Below are 20739 nucleotides of genomic sequence, written 5' to 3'. Positions count from 1 at the left end.
CGAGGACATGCCTGTGACTACTCCTATCTTGAACACACCGCCGAACCTGTGGGAGCGAGCCTGCTCGCGAAAGGATCAGCGCGGTTTGTCTGAAGTACCGAGTCGACTGCTTCGCGAGCAGGCTCGCTCCCACATGGGTTTGATGGTGTGCTCGCTGGCGCTGGCGGTGAGTCTGGCCGGTTGCGCCGGCCTGCCCGACCAGCGTCTGGCCAACGAAGCGCTCAAGCGTGGCGACACCGCCACCGCCGCGCAGAACTACCGTGCGCTGGCGGATCTGGGTTACAGCGAGGCGCAAGTCGGTCTCGCCGATATCCAGGTCGACAGCCGCGACCCTGAGCAGATCAAACAGGCCGAAGCGACCTACCGTGCCGCTGCCGACGTGTCGCCTCGGGCCCAGGCCCGTCTCGGTCGCCTGCTGGTGGCCAAGCCGGGTTCCACCGAAGCCGAGCACCACGAAGCCGAAAGCCTGTTGAAAAAAGCCGCCGCCAACGGCGAAGGCAACACGTTGATCCCGCTGGCGATGCTGTACCTGCAATTCCCGCACAGCTTCCCGAATATCAACGCGCAGCAGCAGATCGATCAGTGGCGCAAATCCGGTTACCCGGAAGCGGGTCTGGCGCAGGTGCTGCTGTATCGCACCCAAGGCACTTACGACCAGCATCTGGATGACGTGGAAAAGATCTGCAAGGCCGCGCTCAACACCACCGACATCTGCTACGTCGAACTGGCCACGGTGTATCAGAAACGTGCCCAGCCTGAGCAACAGGCCGCGCTGCTCAAGCAGATGCAGGCCGGTTACAGCCGCGGCACGGTCAGCGCGCAGCGCGTCGATTCGGTGGCCCGCGTGCTGGCCGATTCGACCCTCGGCAAGACCGACGAAAAGACCGCACAGTCGCTGCTCGAACCGATTGCCCCGGGCTACCCGGCGTCGTGGGTGACCCTCGCGCAACTGCTTTACGACTTCCCGGAACTGGGCGACGTCGATCAGATGATGAAGTACCTGGACAACGGCCGCGCCGCCGACCAGGCGCGCGCCGAACTGTTGCTGGGCAAGCTCTACTACGAAGGCAAACTGGTGCCGGCCGACGCGAAAGTCGCCGAAGAACACTTCCAGAAAGCCGTCGGCCGCGAAGTCGCCGCCGACTATTACCTCGGCCAGATTTATCGCCGTGGTTACCTGGGCAAGGTCTATCCGCAGAAGGCTCTCGACCACCTGCTGACCGCTGCGCGCAATGGCCAGAACAGCGCCGACTTCGCCATCGCCCAACTGTTTTCCCAAGGCAAGGGCACCAAGCCCGACCCGCTCAACGCCTACGTATTCAGCCAATTGGCCAAGGCGCAGAACACCCCGCAAGCCGATGAACTGGCGACCACCCTGGCCGCGCAATTGCCGCCCGAGCGTCTGGCCGAAGCCCAGCGCCTGCTGCAACAGGAACAGGCCAGCCGTGGCGCCCTGAACCAGAACACGCTGCAACTGCACGCCCTGCAAGAAGAAGACGGCGAGGAATCCCTATGAAGTTGAATCCCTTTGTGAAGGCCGGCATTGGCCTCACGTTCGCGCTGATCTGGTCTTGCCCGACACTGGCCGCGATCACTGAAACCAAGAACTTCGGTCTGGAAGTAAAAATCACCGGCCAGTCCGAAGACGACCGCGACCTCGGCACCGCCAGCGGCGGCGACGTCAACGGTGTGGGCCTGGACCTGCGTCCATGGATCTACGGCGAAAGCGGCGCGTGGAGCGCCTACGCCATGGGTCAGGCCGTGACCTCGACCGACATCATCGAGACCGACACCCTGCAACAGTCCGACGGTGAACAAACCACCGACAACAGCGACCGCAAAACCAAGAAAAACTACCTGGCGATGCGCGAATTCTGGGTCGGCTACAGCGGCCTGACGCCGTACCCCGGCGAGATGCTCAAGTTCGGTCGCCAGCGTCTGCGCAATGACGACGGCCAATGGCGTGACACCAACATCGAAGCGCTGAACTGGACCTTCGACACCACCCTGCTGCGCGCCAACGTCGGTGTCGCCGAACGCTTCAGCGAATACCGCACCGACCTCAAAGAGCTGGCGCCGAAAGACAAGGATCGCCTGCACGCCTACGCCGATGCCGCTTATCAGTGGACCCCGGGTAACTGGGTCGGCATTCGCGGTCATCACACCCACGACAACGGCAAGCTCGATTACGCCGAACCGGGCGTGCCCCGCGACACCCTCGACAAAACCCAGAACGGCGACATCAGCTGGCTCGGTCTGACCGCCGACAGCGACGCCTATAACTGGCGCAACACCAACACCGTCAACTACTGGGGCAGCATCACCGGCATGAGCGGCGACCTCGATTCGGTCAACCCGCTGAACGCCGATGGCAGTCGTCCGGCGCAAGCCAAGCGCAGTGATGACATCAACGGCTGGGCCACCGACCTTGGCGTGCGTTTGCGCCTTGATCCGCAATGGCAGGTCGGTGCGGCCTACGCCCGCGCCAGCGCCGATTACCAACAGAACGGTCTGGAGAGCAACCGCTCCAACTACACCGGTACCCGCTCGCGGGTGCACCGTTTCGGCGAAGCGTTCCGTGGCGAAATGAACAACATGCAGACCGCCACCCTGTTCGGTTCGTGGATGCTCAACGACCAGTACGACGCCAGCCTGATCTACCACAAATTCTGGCGCGTGGACGGCAACAAGCCGGTGGGCAGCAACGGCATCAACGCCGTGGAAAACAACACCGACGACGTCACTGGCGCAATCCTCTCCAGCACCTCGCTGCCACTGCAGGATGGCAACAAGGACCTGGGTCAGGAAATGGACCTGGTGGTGACCAAGTACTTCAAGCAAGGCTTGCTGCCGGCGGCGTTGAGCCAGTCGATCGACGAGCCGTCGGCGCTGGTGCGTTTCCGTGGCGGTGTGTTCAAGCCGGGTGATGCCTATGGCAGCCAGGTCGATTCGTACATGCACCGCGCGTTCATCGACGTGATCTGGCGCTTCTGATGCAAACCGCCAAGGGAGTGCCCGACATGCACCATGCAAGGAAAGGCTCGCTCAGCCTGTTGGCCGGCGCCATGCTGCTGGCCTCCGCTGGCGCGTTCGCCACGGTGGAACCGGCCGTGCCTCAACAGGGCAAGCCGGTGACCACCGCCAAAGAGCTGCAACAAGCCAAGACCTACACCGTCAGCAGCGCGCCGACCGAGGCGCTGGAGCTGGCCAAGCCGAAACTGCCCGACCTGTCCGGTTTCACCGCCGAGGCTGCCGCTGCGAAGATCAATCGTAGCAAAGCAGGCAAGATCAGCGTGCGCCGGATGATGCAGGAAGACGCCCTGAAGGACTTCATCGGCGGCGACAACAAGATGGCCGAATGGGTGGTGCGTCAGCACGGCATCCCGCAGGCGATCTTCGTCGACGACGGCTACATGAACCTGAAAGAGCTGGCGCAGAAGCTGCCCAAGCAGTACTTCAGCGAAACCGCGCCGGGCGTGTATCTGGCCAAATTGCCGATCGTGGTCGGCCGCAAAGGCATCCTCGAAATCGACGGCCAGACCCAGGAATTGCGCCTGTCGCAAGAGGCCGGTTCGTTCCTGGTCAACGACGGTCAGCTGTTCGTGCGTGACACCAAAGTCACTGGCTGGCGCGAGAAGGACAACGGCCCGGCAACCTTCCGTTCGCCGAAGGAATTCCGTCCGTTTCTGCTGGCCTGGGGCGGCACCGAGACCTACATCGTCAACAGCAAGATGGCCAGTTTCGGCTACGCCAACAGTAAGTCGTACGGGGTGAGTATTTCCCAGTACACGCCGAACATGGCCAAGGTCCTCAAGCGTCCCGAGCCGACCGGCTGGATCGTCGGCTCCGAGTTCTCCGACATGTGGTACGGCTTCTACTGCTACGAGACCCGCGACTTCGTGGTCAAGGGCAACACCTACAAGGACAACATCGTCTACGGCATCGACCCGCACGACCGTTCCCACGGTCTGATCATTGCCGAGAACACCGTCCACGGCACGAAGAAGAAGCACGGCATCATCATTTCCCGTGAAGTGAACGACAGCTTCATCTTCAACAACAAGAGCTACGACAACCACCTCTCAGGCCTGGTGATCGACCGTAACAGCGTCAACAACATCATCGCCTACAACGAGATCTACAAGAACCACACGGACGGCATCACGCTCTACGAGTCCGCCGACAACCTGCTGTGGGGCAACAAGGTCATCAGCAACAAGCGCCACGGCATCCGCATTCGTAACAGCGTGAACATCCGCCTCTACGAAAACGTCGCCATGGCCAACGGGCTGACCGGCGTCTACGGCCACATCAAGGACCTGACCGACACCGACCGAGACATCAAGCTCGACCCGTTCGACGCCCAGGTCTCGCTGATCGTGGTTGGCGGTGAACTGGCGGCCAACGGCAGCGGCCCGATGGCCATCGACTCGCCGTTGAGCGTCGAGCTGTATCGCGTATCGATGCTGGCGCCGACCAAGTCCAGCGGCATCAGCTTCAACGGCATCCTCGGCGAGCGCCAGGATGAAATTCTCGACCTGCTGGTGCGCCAGCAGAAAGCCGTACTGATCGACCCTGTCGAACGCCAGACCGAACTGCGGGACTGAGGATAATTTTATGCACCCACACTTGATCAAATTACTCAGCCTGTCGGCCCTGACCGTGGGCATTCTGGCGGCCAGCAATGCTGCCCGCGCCGATGAAGCGGCGGGCGCCACCGCACCAAAATTCAGCGCCGAACCGTGCTGCAACCTGTGCCCGGCCGCGCACGACGCGAAGAACTACACCACGCGTTATCAGCAGAACTTCACCACGCTGGTGCAGGCGCAGGGCGACTGGCTGTTCCGTACCCAGGAAGATTTGCGCACCGAGTTCAACACCACCCCGGCCGGCTACAAACGCCTGCAACAGCTGCACGATGCGTTCAAGGCCAAAGGCGTCGAACTGGTGATCGTCTACCAGCCGACCCGCGGTCTGGTGAACCGCAACAAGCTCAACCCGCAGGAAAAAGCCGCGTTCGATTACGAGAAAGCGCTGGGCAACTACAAGACCATGCTCGGGCGTTTCGCCAAGATGGGTTACGTGGTACCGGACCTGTCGCCGCTGACCAACGAATCGCTGCCGGACACCCTGCCCGCCCACGATTTCTACTTCCGTGGCGACCAGCACTGGACGCCATACGGTGCTCAGCGCACAGCGAAAATCGTCGCCGAGAAGGTCAAGCAGATCCCGGCCTTCGCCGACATTCCCAAACGTGAATTCGAGACCAAGCGCACCGGGCGCATGGGCAAGACCGGCACCCTGCACAACATGGCCGGGCAACTGTGCGGCACCAGTTACGCGATCCAGTACATGGACCAGTTCACCACCGAGCCGAAAGGCGAGGCCGGTGACGGCGACCTGTTCGGTGATTCCGGCAACCCGCAAATCACCCTCGTCGGCACCTCGCACAGCGGCAAGAACTACAACTTCGCCGGCTTCCTCGAAGAGGCAATCGGCGCCGACATTCTCAACGTCGCCTTCCCTGGCGGTGGTCTCGAAGGTTCGATGCTGCAGTACCTCGGTAGCGACGAATTCCAGAAGACCCCGCCGAAGATTCTGATCTGGGAATTCTCGCCGCTGTACCGCCTCGACCAGGAAACCATCTATCGCCAGATGATGGCGCTGCTGGATAACGGTTGCGAAGGCAAGGAAACCCAAATGTCCGCCAGCACCACACTCAAGCCTGGCGGCAAACAGGAACTGCTGGTCAACAGCAAAAACCTGAACCTGCAGAACAGCAGCCATCAGGTCGACATCCGCTTCGCCGACACCTCGGTGAAAACCCTGCAAGCCACCCTCTGGTACATGAACGGTCGCCACGAGGACATCAAGATCGAGAAACCGGAAACCTCCGACACCGACGGTCGTTTCGCCTTTGAGCTGCGCACGGACGAAGACTGGGCCTCGCAAAATCTGCTGGCCGTCGAAGTCCAGGGCCCGGAAGCGGGTACTGCACCGCAAAAAGTCGAAGCGAAAATCTGCAAACGCAACGTATTCCCGGGCGCTGGGCCACAAACCGCGCAAGTCGGGCAATGAGGTCTGCTATGCGAAATCGAACGATCAAACACCTGCTTGCACCATCCCTGCTGACCCTGGCGATGTTCGCCGGGGCCACTCAGGCCGCCGCGCCACTGCGCCCGCCGCAGGGCTACTTTGCTCCTGTGGATAAATTCAAGTCCGGCGACAACAGCGAAGGCTGCGACGCGATGCCGGCGCCGTACACCGGGCCGCTGCAATTTCGCAGCAAATACGAAGGCTCGGACAAGGCCCGCGCGACCCTGAACGTGCAGTCGGAAAAAGCCTTCCGCGACACCACCAAGGACATCACCACCCTGGAGCGCGGCACCGCCAAACGAGTGATGCAGTTCATGCGCGACGGCCGTCCGGAGCAGCTCGACTGCACGCTCAACTGGTTGACCGCGTGGGCCAAGGCCGATGCATTGATGTCGAAAGACTTCAACCACACCGGCAAGTCGATGCGCAAATGGGCGCTGGGCAGCATGGCCTCTTCGTACATTCGCCTGAAGTTCTCCGACTCGCATCCGCTGGCCACGCATCAGCAAGAAGCGCAGCAGATCGAGGCGTGGTTCAGCAAGATGGCCGATCAGGTGGTCAGCGACTGGGACAACCTGCCGCTGGAAAAAACCAACAACCACTCGTACTGGGCCGCGTGGTCGGTGATGGCGACCTCGATCGCCACCAACCGTCGCGACCTGTTCGATTGGGCAGTGAAGGAATACAAGGTCGGGGTCAATCAAATCGACGCCGACGGCTTCCTGCCTAACGAACTGAAGCGCCAGCAACGCGCCCTCGCCTATCACAACTACGCCCTGCCGCCACTGGCGATGATCGCCAGTTTCGCCCAGGTCAACGGTGTCGATCTGCGTCAGGAAAACAACAGCGCGCTCAAGCGTCTGGGTGATCGGGTGTTGGCCGGGGTGAAAGACCCGGATCAGTTCGAGGAAAAGAACGGCAAGAAACAGGACATGACCGACCTGAAAGAGGACATGAAATTCGCCTGGCTCGAACCGTTCTGCACCCTCTACACCTGCCCGGCGGATGTGATCGAGAAGAAGCACGGCATGCAACCGTTCAAGACCTTCCGCCTCGGCGGGGACTTGACCAAGGTCTACGACCCGTCGCATGAGAAGGGCAAGAAGGGTTCTTGAGGACATCGATAAACCCTGTGGGAGCGAGCCTGCTCGCGAATAGGGTCTGACATTCAAAACTGATGTCGACTGACACGACGCCTTCGCGAGCAGGCTCGCTCCCACAGGGGCCCGTGTCAGATTTGAAATTTTTGAGTTAGCCCTCTGGTTTTACGTGGGGGGTTTGGGGGGGCTTTGGCCCTTGACTGTTGGTTCAAACATGGAGAGATCGGGATGGTATTTTCATCCAACGTGTTCCTGTTTCTGTTCTTGCCGATCTTTCTCGGCTTGTACTACTTGAGCGGGCAACGCTATCGCAACCTGTTGCTGCTGATCGCCAGCTACGTGTTCTACGCGTGGTGGCGGGTGGACTTCCTGGCGCTGTTCGCCGGCGTCACCCTGTGGAACTACTGGATCGGCCTGAAAGTCGGCGCCGCCGGCGTGCGCACCAAACCGGCGCAGCGCTGGCTGCTGCTCGGCGTCGCGGTCGACCTGTGCATCCTCGGCTACTTCAAGTACGCCAACTTCGGCGTGGACAGCATCAACGCGATCATGACCTCGTTCGGTCTGGAGCCGTTCATCCTGACCCACGTGCTGCTGCCGATCGGTATCTCGTTCTATATCTTCGAGTCGATCAGCTACATCATCGACGTGTACCGCGGCGACACCCCGGCCACGCGCAACCTGATCGACTTCGCGGCGTTCGTGGCGATCTTTCCGCACCTGATTGCCGGCCCGGTTCTGCGCTTCCGCGACCTTGCCGATCAATTCAACAACCGCACCCACACCCTCGACAAGTTCTCCGAAGGCTGCACGCGGTTCATGCAGGGTTTCATCAAGAAGGTGTTCATCGCCGACACCCTCGCGGTGGTCGCCGACCATTGCTTCGCCCTGCAAAACCCGACCACCGGGGATGCCTGGCTGGGCGCACTGGCGTACACCGCGCAGCTGTATTTCGACTTCTCCGGTTACAGCGACATGGCCATCGGTCTGGGCCTGATGATGGGTTTCCGCTTCATGGAAAACTTCAAGCAGCCGTACATCAGCCAGTCGATCACCGAGTTCTGGCGTCGCTGGCACATCAGCCTGTCGACCTGGCTGCGTGACTACCTGTACATCACCCTCGGTGGTAACCGCAAAGGCACGCTGATGACCTATCGCAACCTGTTCCTGACCATGCTGCTGGGTGGTCTGTGGCACGGCGCGAACATCACTTACATCGTCTGGGGCGCCTGGCACGGCATGTGGCTGGCGATCGAAAAGATGCTCGGCATCAACACCTCGCCGCGCAGCCTCAACCCGATCCGCTGGGCACTGACCTTCCTGCTGGTGGTGATGGGCTGGGTGATCTTCCGTGCCGAGAACCTGCACGTCGCCGGGCGCATGTACGGCGCGATGTTCAGCTTCGGCGACTGGTCGCTGTCGGAACTCAACCGCGCCAGCCTCACCGGTCTGCAAGTCGCAACCCTGGTGGTGGCGTACGCGACGTTGGCGTTCTTTGGCTTGCGTGATCTGTACACCAATCAGCCTCCGGTGAAGAGCAAACCTGAAGTCAACGTCGAGGCCAACGGCCCTGCCACCGCGACCCCGGGCATGATCAAAGCCGCGCCTGGCGAAAACCCGGCGAACATCCATGAGCCTGGCTACACCGTCGGCGTCGAAGCCCAGGTGCAACCGGCCTACTGGACGGCGGACTGGTCGCGCTACGTGATGCGCGGGCTGATCCTGCTGCTGTTCATCGCCTCGATTCTCAAACTCTCGGCGCAAAGCTTCTCGCCGTTCCTTTACTTCCAGTTCTGAGGGATCTGACATGACCCGCTCATTACGCATCTTCTACATCGCGCTGTTTCTGCTGACCCTGCTGGTGCTCGGTCTGTGGTCGGTGCGCAGCTTCTTCGGCTTCAACACCAATGCAGACGCGACGGTGATCAACGGTCGCTGGACCAAAGCCGTGGAAACCCACTACGACGATCAGTTTCCGATCAAGCGACTGGGCACCAACCTCTGGGCGGCGCTGGATTTCAAACTGTTCAACGAAGGGCGTCCGGGCGTGGTGCTCGGTCGCGATCAGTGGCTGTACAGCGACGAAGAATTCAACCCGATCGTCAATGAAGAGCTGAACCTGCAAGGCAATTACGCGCTGGTTGAAGGCGTGCGTCAGACCCTGAAAGAGAAAGGCGTGAAACTGGTGATGGCAATCGTGCCGGCCAAGGTGCGCCTGTACCCGGAACACCTGGGTGAAGTGAAACCGGCGAGCATTCACGCCAACCTTTATCAGGACTTCCACGCCCGTGTCGCGGCAGACAAGATCCTCGCCCCGGACCTGCTCGGCCCGCTGCAACAAGCCAAGCAAAACGGTCAGCAAGTGTTCCTGCGCACCGACACCCACTGGACCCCGGAAGGCGCCGAAATCGCCGCCAACACCCTGGCCAAGACCATCGCCGACAAGTTCCCGCTCAGCGGCGAGCCGCAGCGCTTCGTCACCACGCCAGCGGAGAAGGTCACGCACAAGGGCGACCTGCGTCTGTTCCTGCCGCTGGATCCGCTGTTCGAAAACCTGATGCCGGCGCAAGAGCCGCTGCAAAAGCGCAACACCGTGGCCGCCGAGCAACCGGCCGGTGACGACGCGCTGTTCGCCAGCAACGAAGTCCCGGTCGCACTGATCGGCACCAGCTACAGCGCCAACCCCAACTGGAACTTCGTCGGGGCGCTGAAACAAGCGCTGCACAGCGACGTCGTGAATTACGCCGAGGACGGCCACGGCCCGATCCTGCCGATGCTCAGCTACCTGAAAAGCGATGACTTCAAGAACAGCCCGCCACAGGTGCTGATCTGGGAGTTTCCTGAACGATATCTGCCTGTGAACAACGAAATCGGCGACGCCGACCCGCAGTGGGTCGCAGAGCTCAAACAAGCCGGTGCTCGCCAACAAAACGTAGCCATCAACACTAAATCCGAGACGCCCGATCGGGCGCAAAACTGAAAGAGAGGTAACACCATGACTTTCACTACTACTCCTCGTCGTCTCGCCAAACGCTTCGCATTGGTTGCGGGTCTGAGCGTGCTGTCGGTCCAGGCCTTTGCCGGTGGTGACGCCGCGCTGTACGGCCCGACCGCGCCGAAAGGCTCGACCTTCGTGCGCGTCTACAACGCCAGCAACGCCGAAGTCAGCGCCACCGTCGGCAGCACCAACCTGAGCGACGTTGCGCCACTGGCCAGCAGCGACTTCAGCTTCATGCCGGGCGGTGACTACAGCGCCAAAGTCGGCAGCCAGACCCTGCCGGTCAAACTCGCCGGCGACCACTACTACACCCTGGTCAACAACGCTTCCGGCGCGCCACAACTGATTGAAGAACCGCCGTTCAAGAACAAGCAGAAATCCCTGGTGCGCGTGCAGAACCTCAGCGACAAGCCGCTGACCCTGAAGACCGCCGACGGCAAGACCGACGTGGTGCCGAACGTGGCTGCCAAGGGTCGTGGCGAACGTGAAATCAACCCGGTGAAAGTCAGCCTGGCGCTGTACGAAGGCGACAAGAAAGTCGGCGACGTGAAACCGGTCGCGCTGGAGCGCGGCGAGGCCGCGGTGCTGTACGTCACCGGCTCCGGCAGCAGCCTGTCGCCAGTCTGGGTAAAACGCCCGGTGTCGACGCGCTAATCAATTTCATGAACTGATGCAGTAACCCTGTGGGAGCGAGCCTGCTCGCGAATACGGTCCGACATCCAACATCAATGTCGACTGATGTACCGCTTTCGCGAGCAGGCTCGCTCCCACAGGGCCTCTAACCAATCGATTTTTATGGAGTAAACAACATGATTCCGGTGATCTTGTCAGGTGGTAGCGGTTCACGTCTTTGGCCGCTTTCGCGTAAGCAATTCCCTAAACAATTCCTGGCCCTGACCGGTGAACACACGCTGTTCCAGCAAACGCTGGAGCGCCTGGTGTTCGAAGGCATGGACACGCCGATCGTGGTCTGCAACAAGGATCACCGCTTCATCGTCAACGAACAGTTGGCCAACCGTAACCTCGAATGCCAGCGCATCCTCATGGAGCCGTTTGGCCGTAACACCGCACCAGCGGTAGCGCTGACCGCGATGATGCTGGTCAATGAAGGGCGTGACGAACTGATGCTGGTGCTGCCGGCCGACCACGTGCTGGAAGACCAGAAAGCCCTGCAGCGCGCCCTCGCCCTGGCCACCGTCGCCGCCGAAAACGGCGAGATGGTGCTGTTCGGCGTGCCGGCGACCAAACCGGAAACCGGCTACGGCTACATCAAATCCACCGGCGACTCGCTGCTGCCCGAAGGCGTCAGCCGCGTTTCGCACTTCGTCGAGAAACCTGACGTCAAACGCGCCACCGAATACGTCGAATCCGGCGGCTACTACTGGAACAGCGGCATGTTCCTGTTCCGCGCCAGCCGCTTCCTCGAAGAGCTGAAAAAGCACGATCCGGACATCTACGACACCTGCCTGCTGACCCTTGAGCGCAGCCAGCAGGACGCCGACACCATCACCTTCGACGAGGCCACCTTCGCCTGCTGCCCGGACAATTCCATCGACTACTCCGTCATGGAAAAAACCCAGCGCGCCTGCGTGGTGCCGCTGACCGCCGGCTGGAGCGATGTCGGTTGCTGGTCGTCGCTGTGGGAAGTCAACGAGAAGGATGCCAACGGCAACGTCAGCAAAGGCGACGTGGTGATCCAGGACAGCAAGAACTGCATGATCCACGGCAACGGCAAACTGGTGTCGGTGATCGGCCTGGAAAACATCGTCGTGGTCGAAACCAAGGACGCGATGATGATCGCCCACAAAGACAAGGTTCAGGGCGTCAAGCAGATGGTCAACACGCTCAACGAGCAGGGTCGCAGCGAAACCCAGAACCACTGCGAGGTCTACCGTCCGTGGGGCTCGTATGACTCGGTGGACATGGGCGGCCGCTTCCAGGTCAAGCACATCTCGGTGAAGCCGGGCGCGTGCCTGTCGCTGCAGATGCACCACCACCGCGCCGAACACTGGATCGTGGTCAGCGGCACCGCCGAAGTGACCTGCGATGACAACGTGTTCCTGCTCTGCGAGAACCAGTCGACCTACATCCCGATCGCCTCGGTGCATCGCCTGCGCAACCCGGGCAAGATCCCGCTGGAAATCATCGAAGTGCAGTCGGGTTCGTACCTGGGTGAAGACGATATCGAGCGCTTCGAAGACATCTACGGTCGCTCTACCCCGATCGAACGCGGCGTGTCGGTGAAAACCATCGCGCAGTGATCTCCCGGCAATAAGAAGCCCCCGTCCAGCCCGCTGCGTCCCCTATCCGCAGTGGGTTGGGCGGGGGCTTTTTCATTCTTTTGTCGGTTACCGCGCAATCGCCACACGCTTGCTCATCGACTGCCGGACTTTGATAGAAGCATGCGCGGATACACTGGCATTGGTTTTGGTGAACAAGCCCCTCTTGGCCGGCTCGTAACGCGTAATGCTGGCGGTACCCTCAATGGTCTGGTAGTGGATATTCCATGTCTGCTGTTTGCGATCGAATTTCATGAAGGCGAACGCGTTTTTAAACTCCTGTAGCTGTCCGCTGTCGTTAGCGGCATAGCCATAGTCCGGGTACTCCATTGTTGCACCGAGGCCCAGACCATGCTCGCTGCGCGGCAGGTTATTGAACTGGGTATCTTCCTTGCCACCCTCCACGTGACGCACGCGGAGGACGTTTCTGTTCAACTGTTCCACCGTCAGCGAGCAGCCACTGAAGGCCGGGGTAAAGACATGATCTGGCTGGACCCCGGAAGGATTCACAGGAATATCGACATACCCCCCCTGAGGCGCCCAATAGCCAGAAACGGCGTTGGCTTTATCAGGCATCTGGCCGGCAGCGATGTCCACAATTCTCAATGCGTTGAAAGCACCATTGCTGGCTCCTGAGTAGGTCAGCTTATCCATGGTGAATATGAATTCGGCTCCACCCGCAGTATTACTGAGGCCGCTGACCACCGCTTTGGAATAACGCCCGGGCGTCGGGTCTAAAAACTTGGTGTCGACCACCACCTTGCCGAACTCAGGTGTTTGCAGCGCTTTCGCGATAGGGGTGGGGTTACCCATTGCAGGTACAAACCGATTGGGTTCGCCTTTATCCGTGAATGCGACGGCGGTCATTTCGCGCTTTGAGCCTGATGCAATGACGGGTTCCCATAAGCCATTGGCCAACGGTTTTCGCGTGATCGCTCCGTCGCTGTCGAGATAGGTCATCGGGTTGTTCAACACCATCCTGTAGAGATTACTTCCATCGATGAAGCCTTTGCGATCCGGGTTCATCCAACGCTGCAGCCACGGGACGTAATAGCGCAAACCGTAATAATACAGTCCCGTCGCATCTCGCTCCTTGCCGGAATATCGAAGCGTGCGGTAACTGACCTCGGACTCACGGCTCCACGCCGTCTCGCCAAACGGGTAATAGCTTTCCTGACTGATGATCCGCCCCTCCTCGCCTGACTCCAGGCTGGCCGACCCAAGATGATCAACAACGTTGTACCGATACCGATCATTGCTTCCCGACGGCGGCGGACCTTCCCAGTGCAGGACGTTGATGCTGTTAATCGCCGTTTGTGCCGAGATCACCTGCAGGACTTCGCCAGCACTGTCGACTCGCAACTCCAGTCCTGGCAGGTAGCGCACTTCGTTGATGACAGTACGGGTATGGGTCTGCAGCGAACGGATTTTCCGCACGCGCTGACCGCCGGCGTCGTACAGATAAATTTCCTGATCGTCAGATTCGCTCACGCGCTCCACCGGGCTGACCAGGTGCAGCTGATTGCGCAGATCCCACTGCACAAACCGCCCTTGATCCAGCTCCAGCAAATTGCCACGCGCGTCATAAGCTGCCGCGATTTGCGCTTCAGTCGGCGCCACGCCGTTGCGCCACGACAGGCCGCGATTGCTGTAGCGGGCGGTCTTGAACTGGTGTCCGTGCGTTTGAGCGCCGACATGCGTCAACTCCAGCAAATTGCCGCCGGCATCGTAACGATAGGTTTGCCGGTAGTTGCTGAACGCCGCCGGATCAACGCGACTAACCGGCGTCGGCCCCTGATTATTTGCCCCCGCCTCCCAGCCGCTGGCCTCACTCAATTGATAGAGGCTGTCGTAGGTGAAACGGCTGATCGGATCAATACGCTGATTGGCGAAGTAACGGATGGGCTGGGCCGCGTCTTCGATGCTCAACACATTACCCATCGGGTCATAGGTGTAAAGCAGATGCTGCAGCAGCCTGGCGCTGGAGTCAGTCGTGCGACGGCTGACGAGACGACCGTTCTGCGGCTGATAGGTCAGCGAGGCACGAACGCCGTTGCCCGCCAACTCATCCTCGACCTGCCCGTCAGCGTTGTAACGAATGTCGCTGACCATGGGCCGGGTATCGGGCTGCAGCTTCAACTGCACATGTGCCGCACGCAAGCGCCCGTCGACGGTCAGTTCAACCCCCTGCCTGTTACCTCGCGCGTCGACTTGTTCGAGCACTTGTGCCAGCGGGCCGAAGCGCCATCGGCTAGTGGCGCCCTCGCCCGGCTCAAGCAACCGTGCACGGTCTTCAATTCGTTCGGGCCAATCGGGGGTGACAGGGTCCTGGGTGAAATAGCGGATGTTTTCACTGCACTGGCCGGTGATCGCAAAGGTTTCAAACAACACGCTGCCCGCCGGATCGTCATGGCGTATCAACTGGCCGAGCTGATTTTTACTCGGCTCACCGGCGCCGGGCTGGCCATATCCGTAACGCTCGACGCACCGTCGGGGCGTCGCTACACCGTCTTCGAACACCGCCAGCGGTCGCAGCAACACGTCATATTCCGCCTCACGACGGGTTCCAAGGCTGTCCCAATCAAGCAGCACTTGCGCTCCGAGACCGTACAACGCGACCTGCGTGCCCGCGTCGACGCTGTCCGAGCGCAATAGCTGGCTATTCAACGAGTACACCGTGGTCAGATTGGCCGGGGTCAATGGGTCAGACATTTGCAGTGCCCACAAACGCGGGTCCCACTGCGCAACAGCACGCCCGGCCGCGTCGTGCAAGGTACGGTGGATGCGACTTTGAGCGGGGCCGACGCCATCACCGCGCCAATAGTCGACCGTGCGAATCGCAAGCCCACGAGGGTCGTTCGCCGAAAGGGTCGGAGTCTTGTAATGAACGCCCATATGTCTCGTACCCAATATTCATGACCGCGCCATTTCGTTCCGGCGAAGACATCAAACCGCTCGACAATCCGGATGCCTACTGTCAGAAATTACAGTCCCGACCAATGGCGTCATGCTTTGCCCGGTGAATATCCATTCCCGCGCCCCTTCGGTAGGATGGTGCTCATGAGTTCAAGGAGCGTTCAAACATGTTCATCGGCGTGCTGCTGGTCATTACCTGGCTGATCCTGTTGCTGCGCTATCCGGCCAAGGCCGTGCCGGTGTCCGTCGCGGCCGCCGTGGGTCTGGGACTGGTCGCGGTCTGGGTGGTGTGGCTGGACAACCGCGAGCTCAAGCAACTGGCGCGTCTGGAGATGCGCATTGTCTATGCGCCTGAACAATGCCCGGCGGATCGTCCGCTGCAACTGAAAATGAACAACGGCAACGACGTGCCGCTGACCGAACTGCGCTGGCGCATCGCAGCCTACGCGCCCGGTGACACGGTCAATCTGGCCGACAACCAATACACCGCCCCACGCTATCGCGGCCCCGGCGAACTGCAGGCCGGCGGTGACTGGGAAGACTGCCTGCCGATGCCACCGCTGCGCCCAGGTTATCGCCCACAAACCCTGGAGTTTCGTGCCGAGCGTTTGCAGGGCAGTTTCTCCGACTGATTCCCTCCCCCACTTTTTGCACAAGGAATGCGCCATGCCCGTTGCGTTGATTACCGGTTGCTCCAGCGGCATTGGCCGCGCCCTCGCCGATGCATTCAAAGCCGCCGGTTACGATGTCTGGGCCACTGCGCGCAAGGCTGAAGACGTCGCGGCCCTCGCCGCTGCCGGGTTCACCGCCATTGCGCTGGACGTTAATGACAGCCTGGCACTGGAACAACTCGCTGAGCGCATCAACCAGCAACACGGCGGCCTCGACGTGCTGATCAACAACGCCGGTTATGGCGCGATGGGGCCGCTGCTCGACGGCGGCGTGCCGGCCATGCAGCGCCAGTTCGAGACCAACGTGTTTTCGATGGTCGGCGTTACCCGCGCGCTGTTTCCGGTACTGCGTCGGGCCAAGGGGCTGGTGGTGAATATTGGCAGTGTCTCAGGCGTGCTGGTGACGCCGTTCGCTGGCGCGTATTGCGCCTCGAAAGCGGCGGTGCATGCGTTGAGCGATGCACTGCGCATGGAACTGGCGCCGTTCGGCATTCGCGTGATGGAGGTCCAGCCCGGGGCGATTCAGTCGAGCTTCGCCAAGAACGCCGGACACGAAGCCGAGCAACTGATCAACGAGCAATCGCCGTGGTTTCCCTTGCGTGAGGGAATCCGCGCACGGGCCAAGGCCTCGCAGGACAAGCCGACGCCGGCCAGTGAGTTTGCGGCTGAGTTGCTCAAGGCTTTGCAACAAAGCAAGCCGCCACGACTGATCCGCATTGGTAATGGCAGCCGGGCGTTGCCGTTGCTGGCGATGGTGTTGCCCAAGGGGTTGCTGGAGTCGACGTTGATGCGGCGGTTCGGGTTGCGTGGAAAGCTCTGAGACCGGGTTGACGCTTTCGCGAGCAGGCTCGCTCCCACAGGAGAATGCATTCCTAATGTGGGAGCGAGCCTGCTCGCGAAGGGGCCAGATCAGCCAACACTCAGCCCCAGCCCTTCATGAAATCAATGAACGCCCGCACCTTCAGCGGCAAATGCCGGGTATCCGGGTACAGCGCATACACCCCCTGCTGAGCAAAACGGTAATCGGCCAGCAATCGCACCAATCGCCCCGCCTCCAGATCATCCTGAATCAGCCACTGCGGCAGAATCGCCACGCCTTGCCCGGTCAACGCAAACGCTCGCAGCGTCGCCGAGTTGTCGGCGACGATGGCGGTGGTCCCCGGTTTTGGCTGGTAGACATGCTCGGTGCCCGCCGGATCGGTCACGGTCATTTCCGGCACGCGGCCATGCCCCAGCGTCGGCATCGATTCCAGCGTCGCCAGCGTGGCAACCGGGGTAAAGCGCTCGACCAGCGGCGGCGCCGCCACTGCAAACACTTCGAACGTTGACAACTGCACCGCGCGCAGACTGGAGTCGTGCATGCGGCCCAGGCGAATCGCCAGGTCAAAGCGTTCGGAGATCAGATCGGCGTGGGTCGAGGACGTCGACAGGTGAATGTTCAATTGCGGCTGTTGCTGACGAAACACCTCCAGCGCCGGTACCACCTGGGCCAAGGCGAACTCCACAGTGGTGGTGATGCGCAACGTGCCCTTGAGTTGCGCATGCTCGGAGCGCGCCTCCTCGATCGCCAATCGTGCTTCGTCGAGGGTGCGCAGACAGCGGCGATAAAAGCGCTCGCCGGCATCGGTCAGGGCCAGTTGCCGGGTGTTGCGCGTGAGCAGCGTGACACCCAATTCCTCTTCCAGGCGCTTGAGGTTGAAGCTCACCACGGCGCGAGTCTGGCCCAACGTATCGGCAGCGGCGGTCAATGATCCGGCCTCGACCACGGCTTTGAAGGTGTCAAAACGGTCCAGGCTGACCATCTCCGGCGCACTCCCTGTCAAAATAATTTTGACAAACTAGCAGGCAAACCCGCGTTTTCCTAACGTCCGAATCGCCCTACCCTGCACGCCTCATCACAGGGAAGCTGCCATGGCCTATCGCTCGAAAGTCGCGCTGGTGTATTTGTCCGGGTTCGCCCTCGACCTGCTGAACATGTTCGCCGCCAGCATTGCCTATCCGGACATCGCCAGGGAATTACAGGCATCGGTGACGCAATTGGCGTGGATCACCAACGCCTACATGCTCGGGCTGACGCTGATCATTCCGCTGAGCGTGTGGCTGGCGGCGCGGGTTGGCGAGCGACGACTGATCCTCGGTTCGTTGCTGGTGTTCGGGATCGCCTCCGGGCTCATCGCTCAGGCGAGCTCGATTGAAAGCCTGATCGGCTGGCGACTGCTGCAAGGGCTGGGTGGCGGGTTATTGTTGCCGGTCGGTCAGGCATTGGCTTATCGAGAGTTTCCAGCGACCCGGCGCGCGCACTTCACCGGTGTGGTTTTGCTGGTGGCGCTGATGGTGCCAGCCCTGTCGCCGGCGGCGGGTGGTTTGATCGTTGAAGCGTTGTCGTGGCGCTGGATTTTCTACCTGAACATGCCGCTGGCGCTTTTCGCTTTCGGACTGGGCCTGTTCTGGCTGAAAGCGGATCAACCAACGAGTGAACGTCCGGCACTGGACGTGCGTGGCCTGCTGCTGGCCGTGTCCGCCCTGAGTCTGTTGTTGATTGCCGTGAGCCAGGCGAGCGAACCCGCTACCCGCCACTTCGCGGGCGGTGTCCTGTTGCTCAGCGTCATCACCTTGTGGATATACCTGCGCGATGGCTGGAACAAACCCGGGGCGGTCCTCGACCTGCCACTGATCAGGAACCCGTCATTGCGACTGGCGATGCTGATCTACCTGTTTGTGCCCGGCATCTTTACCGGCACCAACATGATTGCCGTGCTGTACCTGCACAAGCTCGGCTTCGGCGCAGCACGAACCGGTGCGCTGATGCTGGCCTGGGCTGCTGCTTCGGGCGTGGCAATCATGCTGGGCAAACGCAGTTTCAACCGGATCGGCCCCAAGCCTTTGCTGATCGCCGGCATGCTGCTGCAGTGCCTTGGCATCATCGTACTGATGCAGATCGACCGCCCCGCCAGCGGCCCGTTGATCCTCGCCTACGCCTTGATGGGTCTGGGCGGCAGTCTATGCAGCGTGACCGCGCAGACCTTGGCGTTTGTCGGCATCGCGCCGGAAAAAATGGGTCACGCCAGCGCGCTGTGGAACATCAATCGCCAGCTTGGTTTCTGTCTTGGCGCCGCATTGCTCAGTTCGCTGTTGGGCGCATTGGGCGGCCACGGTTTCCAATACTGCTTTCTCGCGGCGGCCTTGCTCACATTGCTGCCGATGATCGCCGTGCTGCGTTTCGACGCCTCCAAAGTGCTCGCGCTGCTGAGCCCACCTTCCCTTCAGGAAAATCCACGTGATTGACTACAACGAATATTTTGATGAAGTGATCCAGGCCCACCTGGTCATCGAACGCTGGTTTGCCGTGGAGCAGGATTCGGCCGAATTGGCGCGTTTGCTGAGCCGGTTCTCGGCGGATTTTTCCATGGTCACGCCGCTGGGTCGGGCGCTGGATATTGAAGCCTTGCGCGGGCTGTTTCAGTCAGCAGGCGGGAAGAAGCCCGGGTTCCGGATCGAGCTCAGTGAGCTGCGCGGGATTGCCCTGCATGCGCATGGCGCAACGCTGAGTTATCGCGAGCAGCAGAGCGATGCGAGCGGGTTGCACACTGATCGCCGGTCGACAGTGGTGTTTGAAAAGAGCGAAGACGGGCGGGTGTTGTGGCGGCATTTGCAGGAGACATTTTGCGCTGAATGATTACTCGGTATTGGTCTGAAAGACCGGGTTGTTCGCTTCGCGAGCAGGCTCGCTCCCACACTGGATCTGTGACACATCGAAGATCCCCTGTGGGAGCGAGCCTGCTCGCGAATGGCAGCCACGCGGTCTGTCAGTTATCCACAGGCTCCTGCTTCACCACCACCGTGCAAGTGATCCCCGCCGCCAGCAACACCCCCTCCGGCACTTCATCGATGTGAATGCGCACCGGTACCCGCTGTGCCAGGCGCACCCAGTTGAACGTCGGGTTGACGTCGGCGATCAGCTCGCGGCTTTCCGGGTTGTCGCGGTCGTAGATGCCGCGGGAAATGCTCTCCACGTGGCCCTTCAACACTTCGCCACTCATCAGTTGCATGTCAGCCTTGTCGCCTACGCGCACGTGCGGCAGTTTGGTCTCTTCGAAGAAGCCGTAGACCCAGAACGAGTTCATGTCGACCACGGCCATTTTCGCTTCACCAATGCGCGCGTAGTCGCCGCGATGCACGTTGAGGTTGGTCACGTAACCGTCCACCGCCGCGCGCACTTCGGTGCGTTTGAGGTTGAGTTCGGCGGCTTCCAGTTGCGCTTGCGCGTGTTGGTAATCGGCCAGCGCGGCGTCGGCGATGTTGCTGGCGTCGTCGCGGTTTTCCTTGGAGATCACCAGGTTGTCGAGGTCGGCGCGGCGATGCGCGTTGACCTTGCGCATCTCCCATGTCGACTTGCGTGAAGCGACCAACGACTGCGCCTGCTTGACCGCGATGCGGTAGTGCTCGGGGTCGATCTGCATCAGCAGGTCGCCCTTCTTCACCAACTGGTTGTCGCGCACCGGCACATCGATGACTTCACCGGTGACGTCGGCCGCGACGTTGATGATGTCCGCCCGCACCCGGCCGTCGCGGGTCCACGGGGTGTTCATGTAATGCTCCCACAGGGTCCGGCCAATCCACAGTGCCAGGGCCAGCACCAGCAGGGTCGCGAGCAGGCTGAAAAACTTTTTCATCAGAACGTT

Annotated in this window: 16 protein-coding genes; 13 read left to right on the top strand and 3 right to left on the bottom strand. The window is 61.0% G+C overall.

The features are described 5' to 3' along the window. Positions 1–13 precede the first annotated feature (13 nt). The 9 genes from algK to ACM6HV_RS25720 all read left to right on the top strand — a co-directional run bounded on the left by algK (position 14) and on the right by ACM6HV_RS25720 (position 12452). Positions 14–1516 (top strand): alginate biosynthesis TPR repeat lipoprotein AlgK, encoded by a 1503-nt coding sequence (algK, locus tag ACM6HV_RS25760; RefSeq protein ID WP_414905612.1) that lies wholly within the window; start codon positions 14–16, stop codon positions 1514–1516. After that, positions 1513–2994 carry an alginate export family protein gene (locus tag ACM6HV_RS25755; RefSeq protein WP_086792226.1) on the top strand — a complete coding sequence of 494 codons (1482 nt, stop codon included), beginning with the start codon at positions 1513–1515 and terminating at the stop codon, positions 2992–2994. Before algK ends, ACM6HV_RS25755 begins: the two co-directional genes overlap by 4 nt. A 26-nt stretch (positions 2995–3020) precedes the next feature. After that, positions 3021–4607 carry a mannuronan 5-epimerase AlgG gene (gene algG, locus ACM6HV_RS25750; RefSeq protein WP_414905611.1) on the top strand — a complete coding sequence of 529 codons (1587 nt, stop codon included), beginning with the start codon at positions 3021–3023 and terminating at the stop codon, positions 4605–4607. Positions 4608–4617: 10 nt separating this feature from the next. After that, positions 4618–6078, top strand: coding sequence for an alginate O-acetyltransferase (locus ACM6HV_RS25745; RefSeq protein WP_262947989.1), 1461 nt, complete (start codon positions 4618–4620; stop codon positions 6076–6078). An 8-nt stretch (positions 6079–6086) separates the two neighbouring features. Continuing rightward, on the top strand, positions 6087–7211 hold the full coding sequence (locus ACM6HV_RS25740; RefSeq protein ID WP_414905610.1) for a mannuronate-specific alginate lyase: 1125 nt from the start codon (positions 6087–6089) through the stop codon (positions 7209–7211). 213 nt (positions 7212–7424) lie between these two features. Then, complete coding sequence (locus ACM6HV_RS25735) at positions 7425–8990, top strand: MBOAT family O-acyltransferase (protein ID WP_414905609.1); 1566 nt, start codon at positions 7425–7427, stop codon at positions 8988–8990. Positions 8991–9000: 10 nt separating this feature from the next. Further along, positions 9001–10173: an alginate O-acetyltransferase gene (locus ACM6HV_RS25730; protein WP_414905608.1), complete on the top strand. Its 1173-nt coding sequence runs from the start codon at positions 9001–9003 to the stop codon at positions 10171–10173. 15 nt (positions 10174–10188) lie between these two features. After that, on the top strand, positions 10189–10845 hold the full coding sequence (locus tag ACM6HV_RS25725; protein WP_007969549.1) for an alginate O-acetyltransferase AlgF: 657 nt from the start codon (positions 10189–10191) through the stop codon (positions 10843–10845). 155 nt (positions 10846–11000) lie between these two features. Beyond that, positions 11001–12452: a mannose-1-phosphate guanylyltransferase/mannose-6-phosphate isomerase gene (locus ACM6HV_RS25720; protein ID WP_041064843.1), complete on the top strand. Its 1452-nt coding sequence runs from the start codon at positions 11001–11003 to the stop codon at positions 12450–12452. Between the two features lie 87 nt (positions 12453–12539). On the opposite strand, the gene ACM6HV_RS25715 is transcribed toward ACM6HV_RS25720, so the two are convergent. Next, positions 12540–15365, bottom strand: a complete 2826-nt coding sequence (locus ACM6HV_RS25715; protein WP_414905607.1) for an RHS repeat domain-containing protein — start codon at positions 15363–15365, stop codon at positions 12540–12542. A gap of 188 nt (positions 15366–15553) precedes the next feature. Between ACM6HV_RS25715 and ACM6HV_RS25710 the strand changes: the two genes are divergently transcribed. Then, positions 15554–16018, top strand: coding sequence for a multidrug transporter (locus ACM6HV_RS25710; protein ID WP_414905606.1), 465 nt, complete (start codon positions 15554–15556; stop codon positions 16016–16018). Between the two features lie 34 nt (positions 16019–16052). Further along, positions 16053–16877 carry an SDR family oxidoreductase gene (locus ACM6HV_RS25705; RefSeq protein WP_414905605.1) on the top strand — a complete coding sequence of 275 codons (825 nt, stop codon included), beginning with the start codon at positions 16053–16055 and terminating at the stop codon, positions 16875–16877. A gap of 100 nt (positions 16878–16977) precedes the next feature. On the opposite strand, the gene ACM6HV_RS25700 is transcribed toward ACM6HV_RS25705, so the two are convergent. Further along, on the bottom strand, positions 16978–17859 hold the full coding sequence (locus ACM6HV_RS25700; protein ID WP_145597491.1) for a LysR family transcriptional regulator: 882 nt from the start codon (positions 17857–17859) through the stop codon (positions 16978–16980). A 109-nt stretch (positions 17860–17968) separates the two neighbouring features. Here ACM6HV_RS25700 and ACM6HV_RS25695 point away from each other — a divergent pair, with 109 nt between their 5' ends. Both ACM6HV_RS25695 and ACM6HV_RS25690 read left to right on the top strand, forming a co-directional pair. Next, positions 17969–19342, top strand: a complete 1374-nt coding sequence (locus ACM6HV_RS25695; protein ID WP_414905604.1) for an MFS transporter — start codon at positions 17969–17971, stop codon at positions 19340–19342. After that, positions 19335–19733, top strand: coding sequence for a DUF4440 domain-containing protein (locus ACM6HV_RS25690; RefSeq protein ID WP_182403913.1), 399 nt, complete (start codon positions 19335–19337; stop codon positions 19731–19733). The genes ACM6HV_RS25695 and ACM6HV_RS25690 overlap by 8 nt, the downstream gene beginning before the upstream one ends. 130 nt (positions 19734–19863) lie before the next feature. On the opposite strand, the gene ACM6HV_RS25685 is transcribed toward ACM6HV_RS25690, so the two are convergent. After that, positions 19864–20730 carry an HlyD family secretion protein gene (locus ACM6HV_RS25685; protein ID WP_108181738.1) on the bottom strand — a complete coding sequence of 289 codons (867 nt, stop codon included), beginning with the start codon at positions 20728–20730 and terminating at the stop codon, positions 19864–19866. Between the last annotated feature and the right edge of the window lie 9 nt (positions 20731–20739).

It is taken from the genome of Pseudomonas sp. IT-P260, from assembly GCF_949768395.1.
Taxonomy (GTDB): Bacteria; Pseudomonadota; Gammaproteobacteria; order Pseudomonadales; family Pseudomonadaceae; genus Aquipseudomonas; species Aquipseudomonas parakoreensis.
Note: the sequence above shows the minus strand (reverse complement) of the source record. Positions and strands in the feature narration are given on the sequence as shown.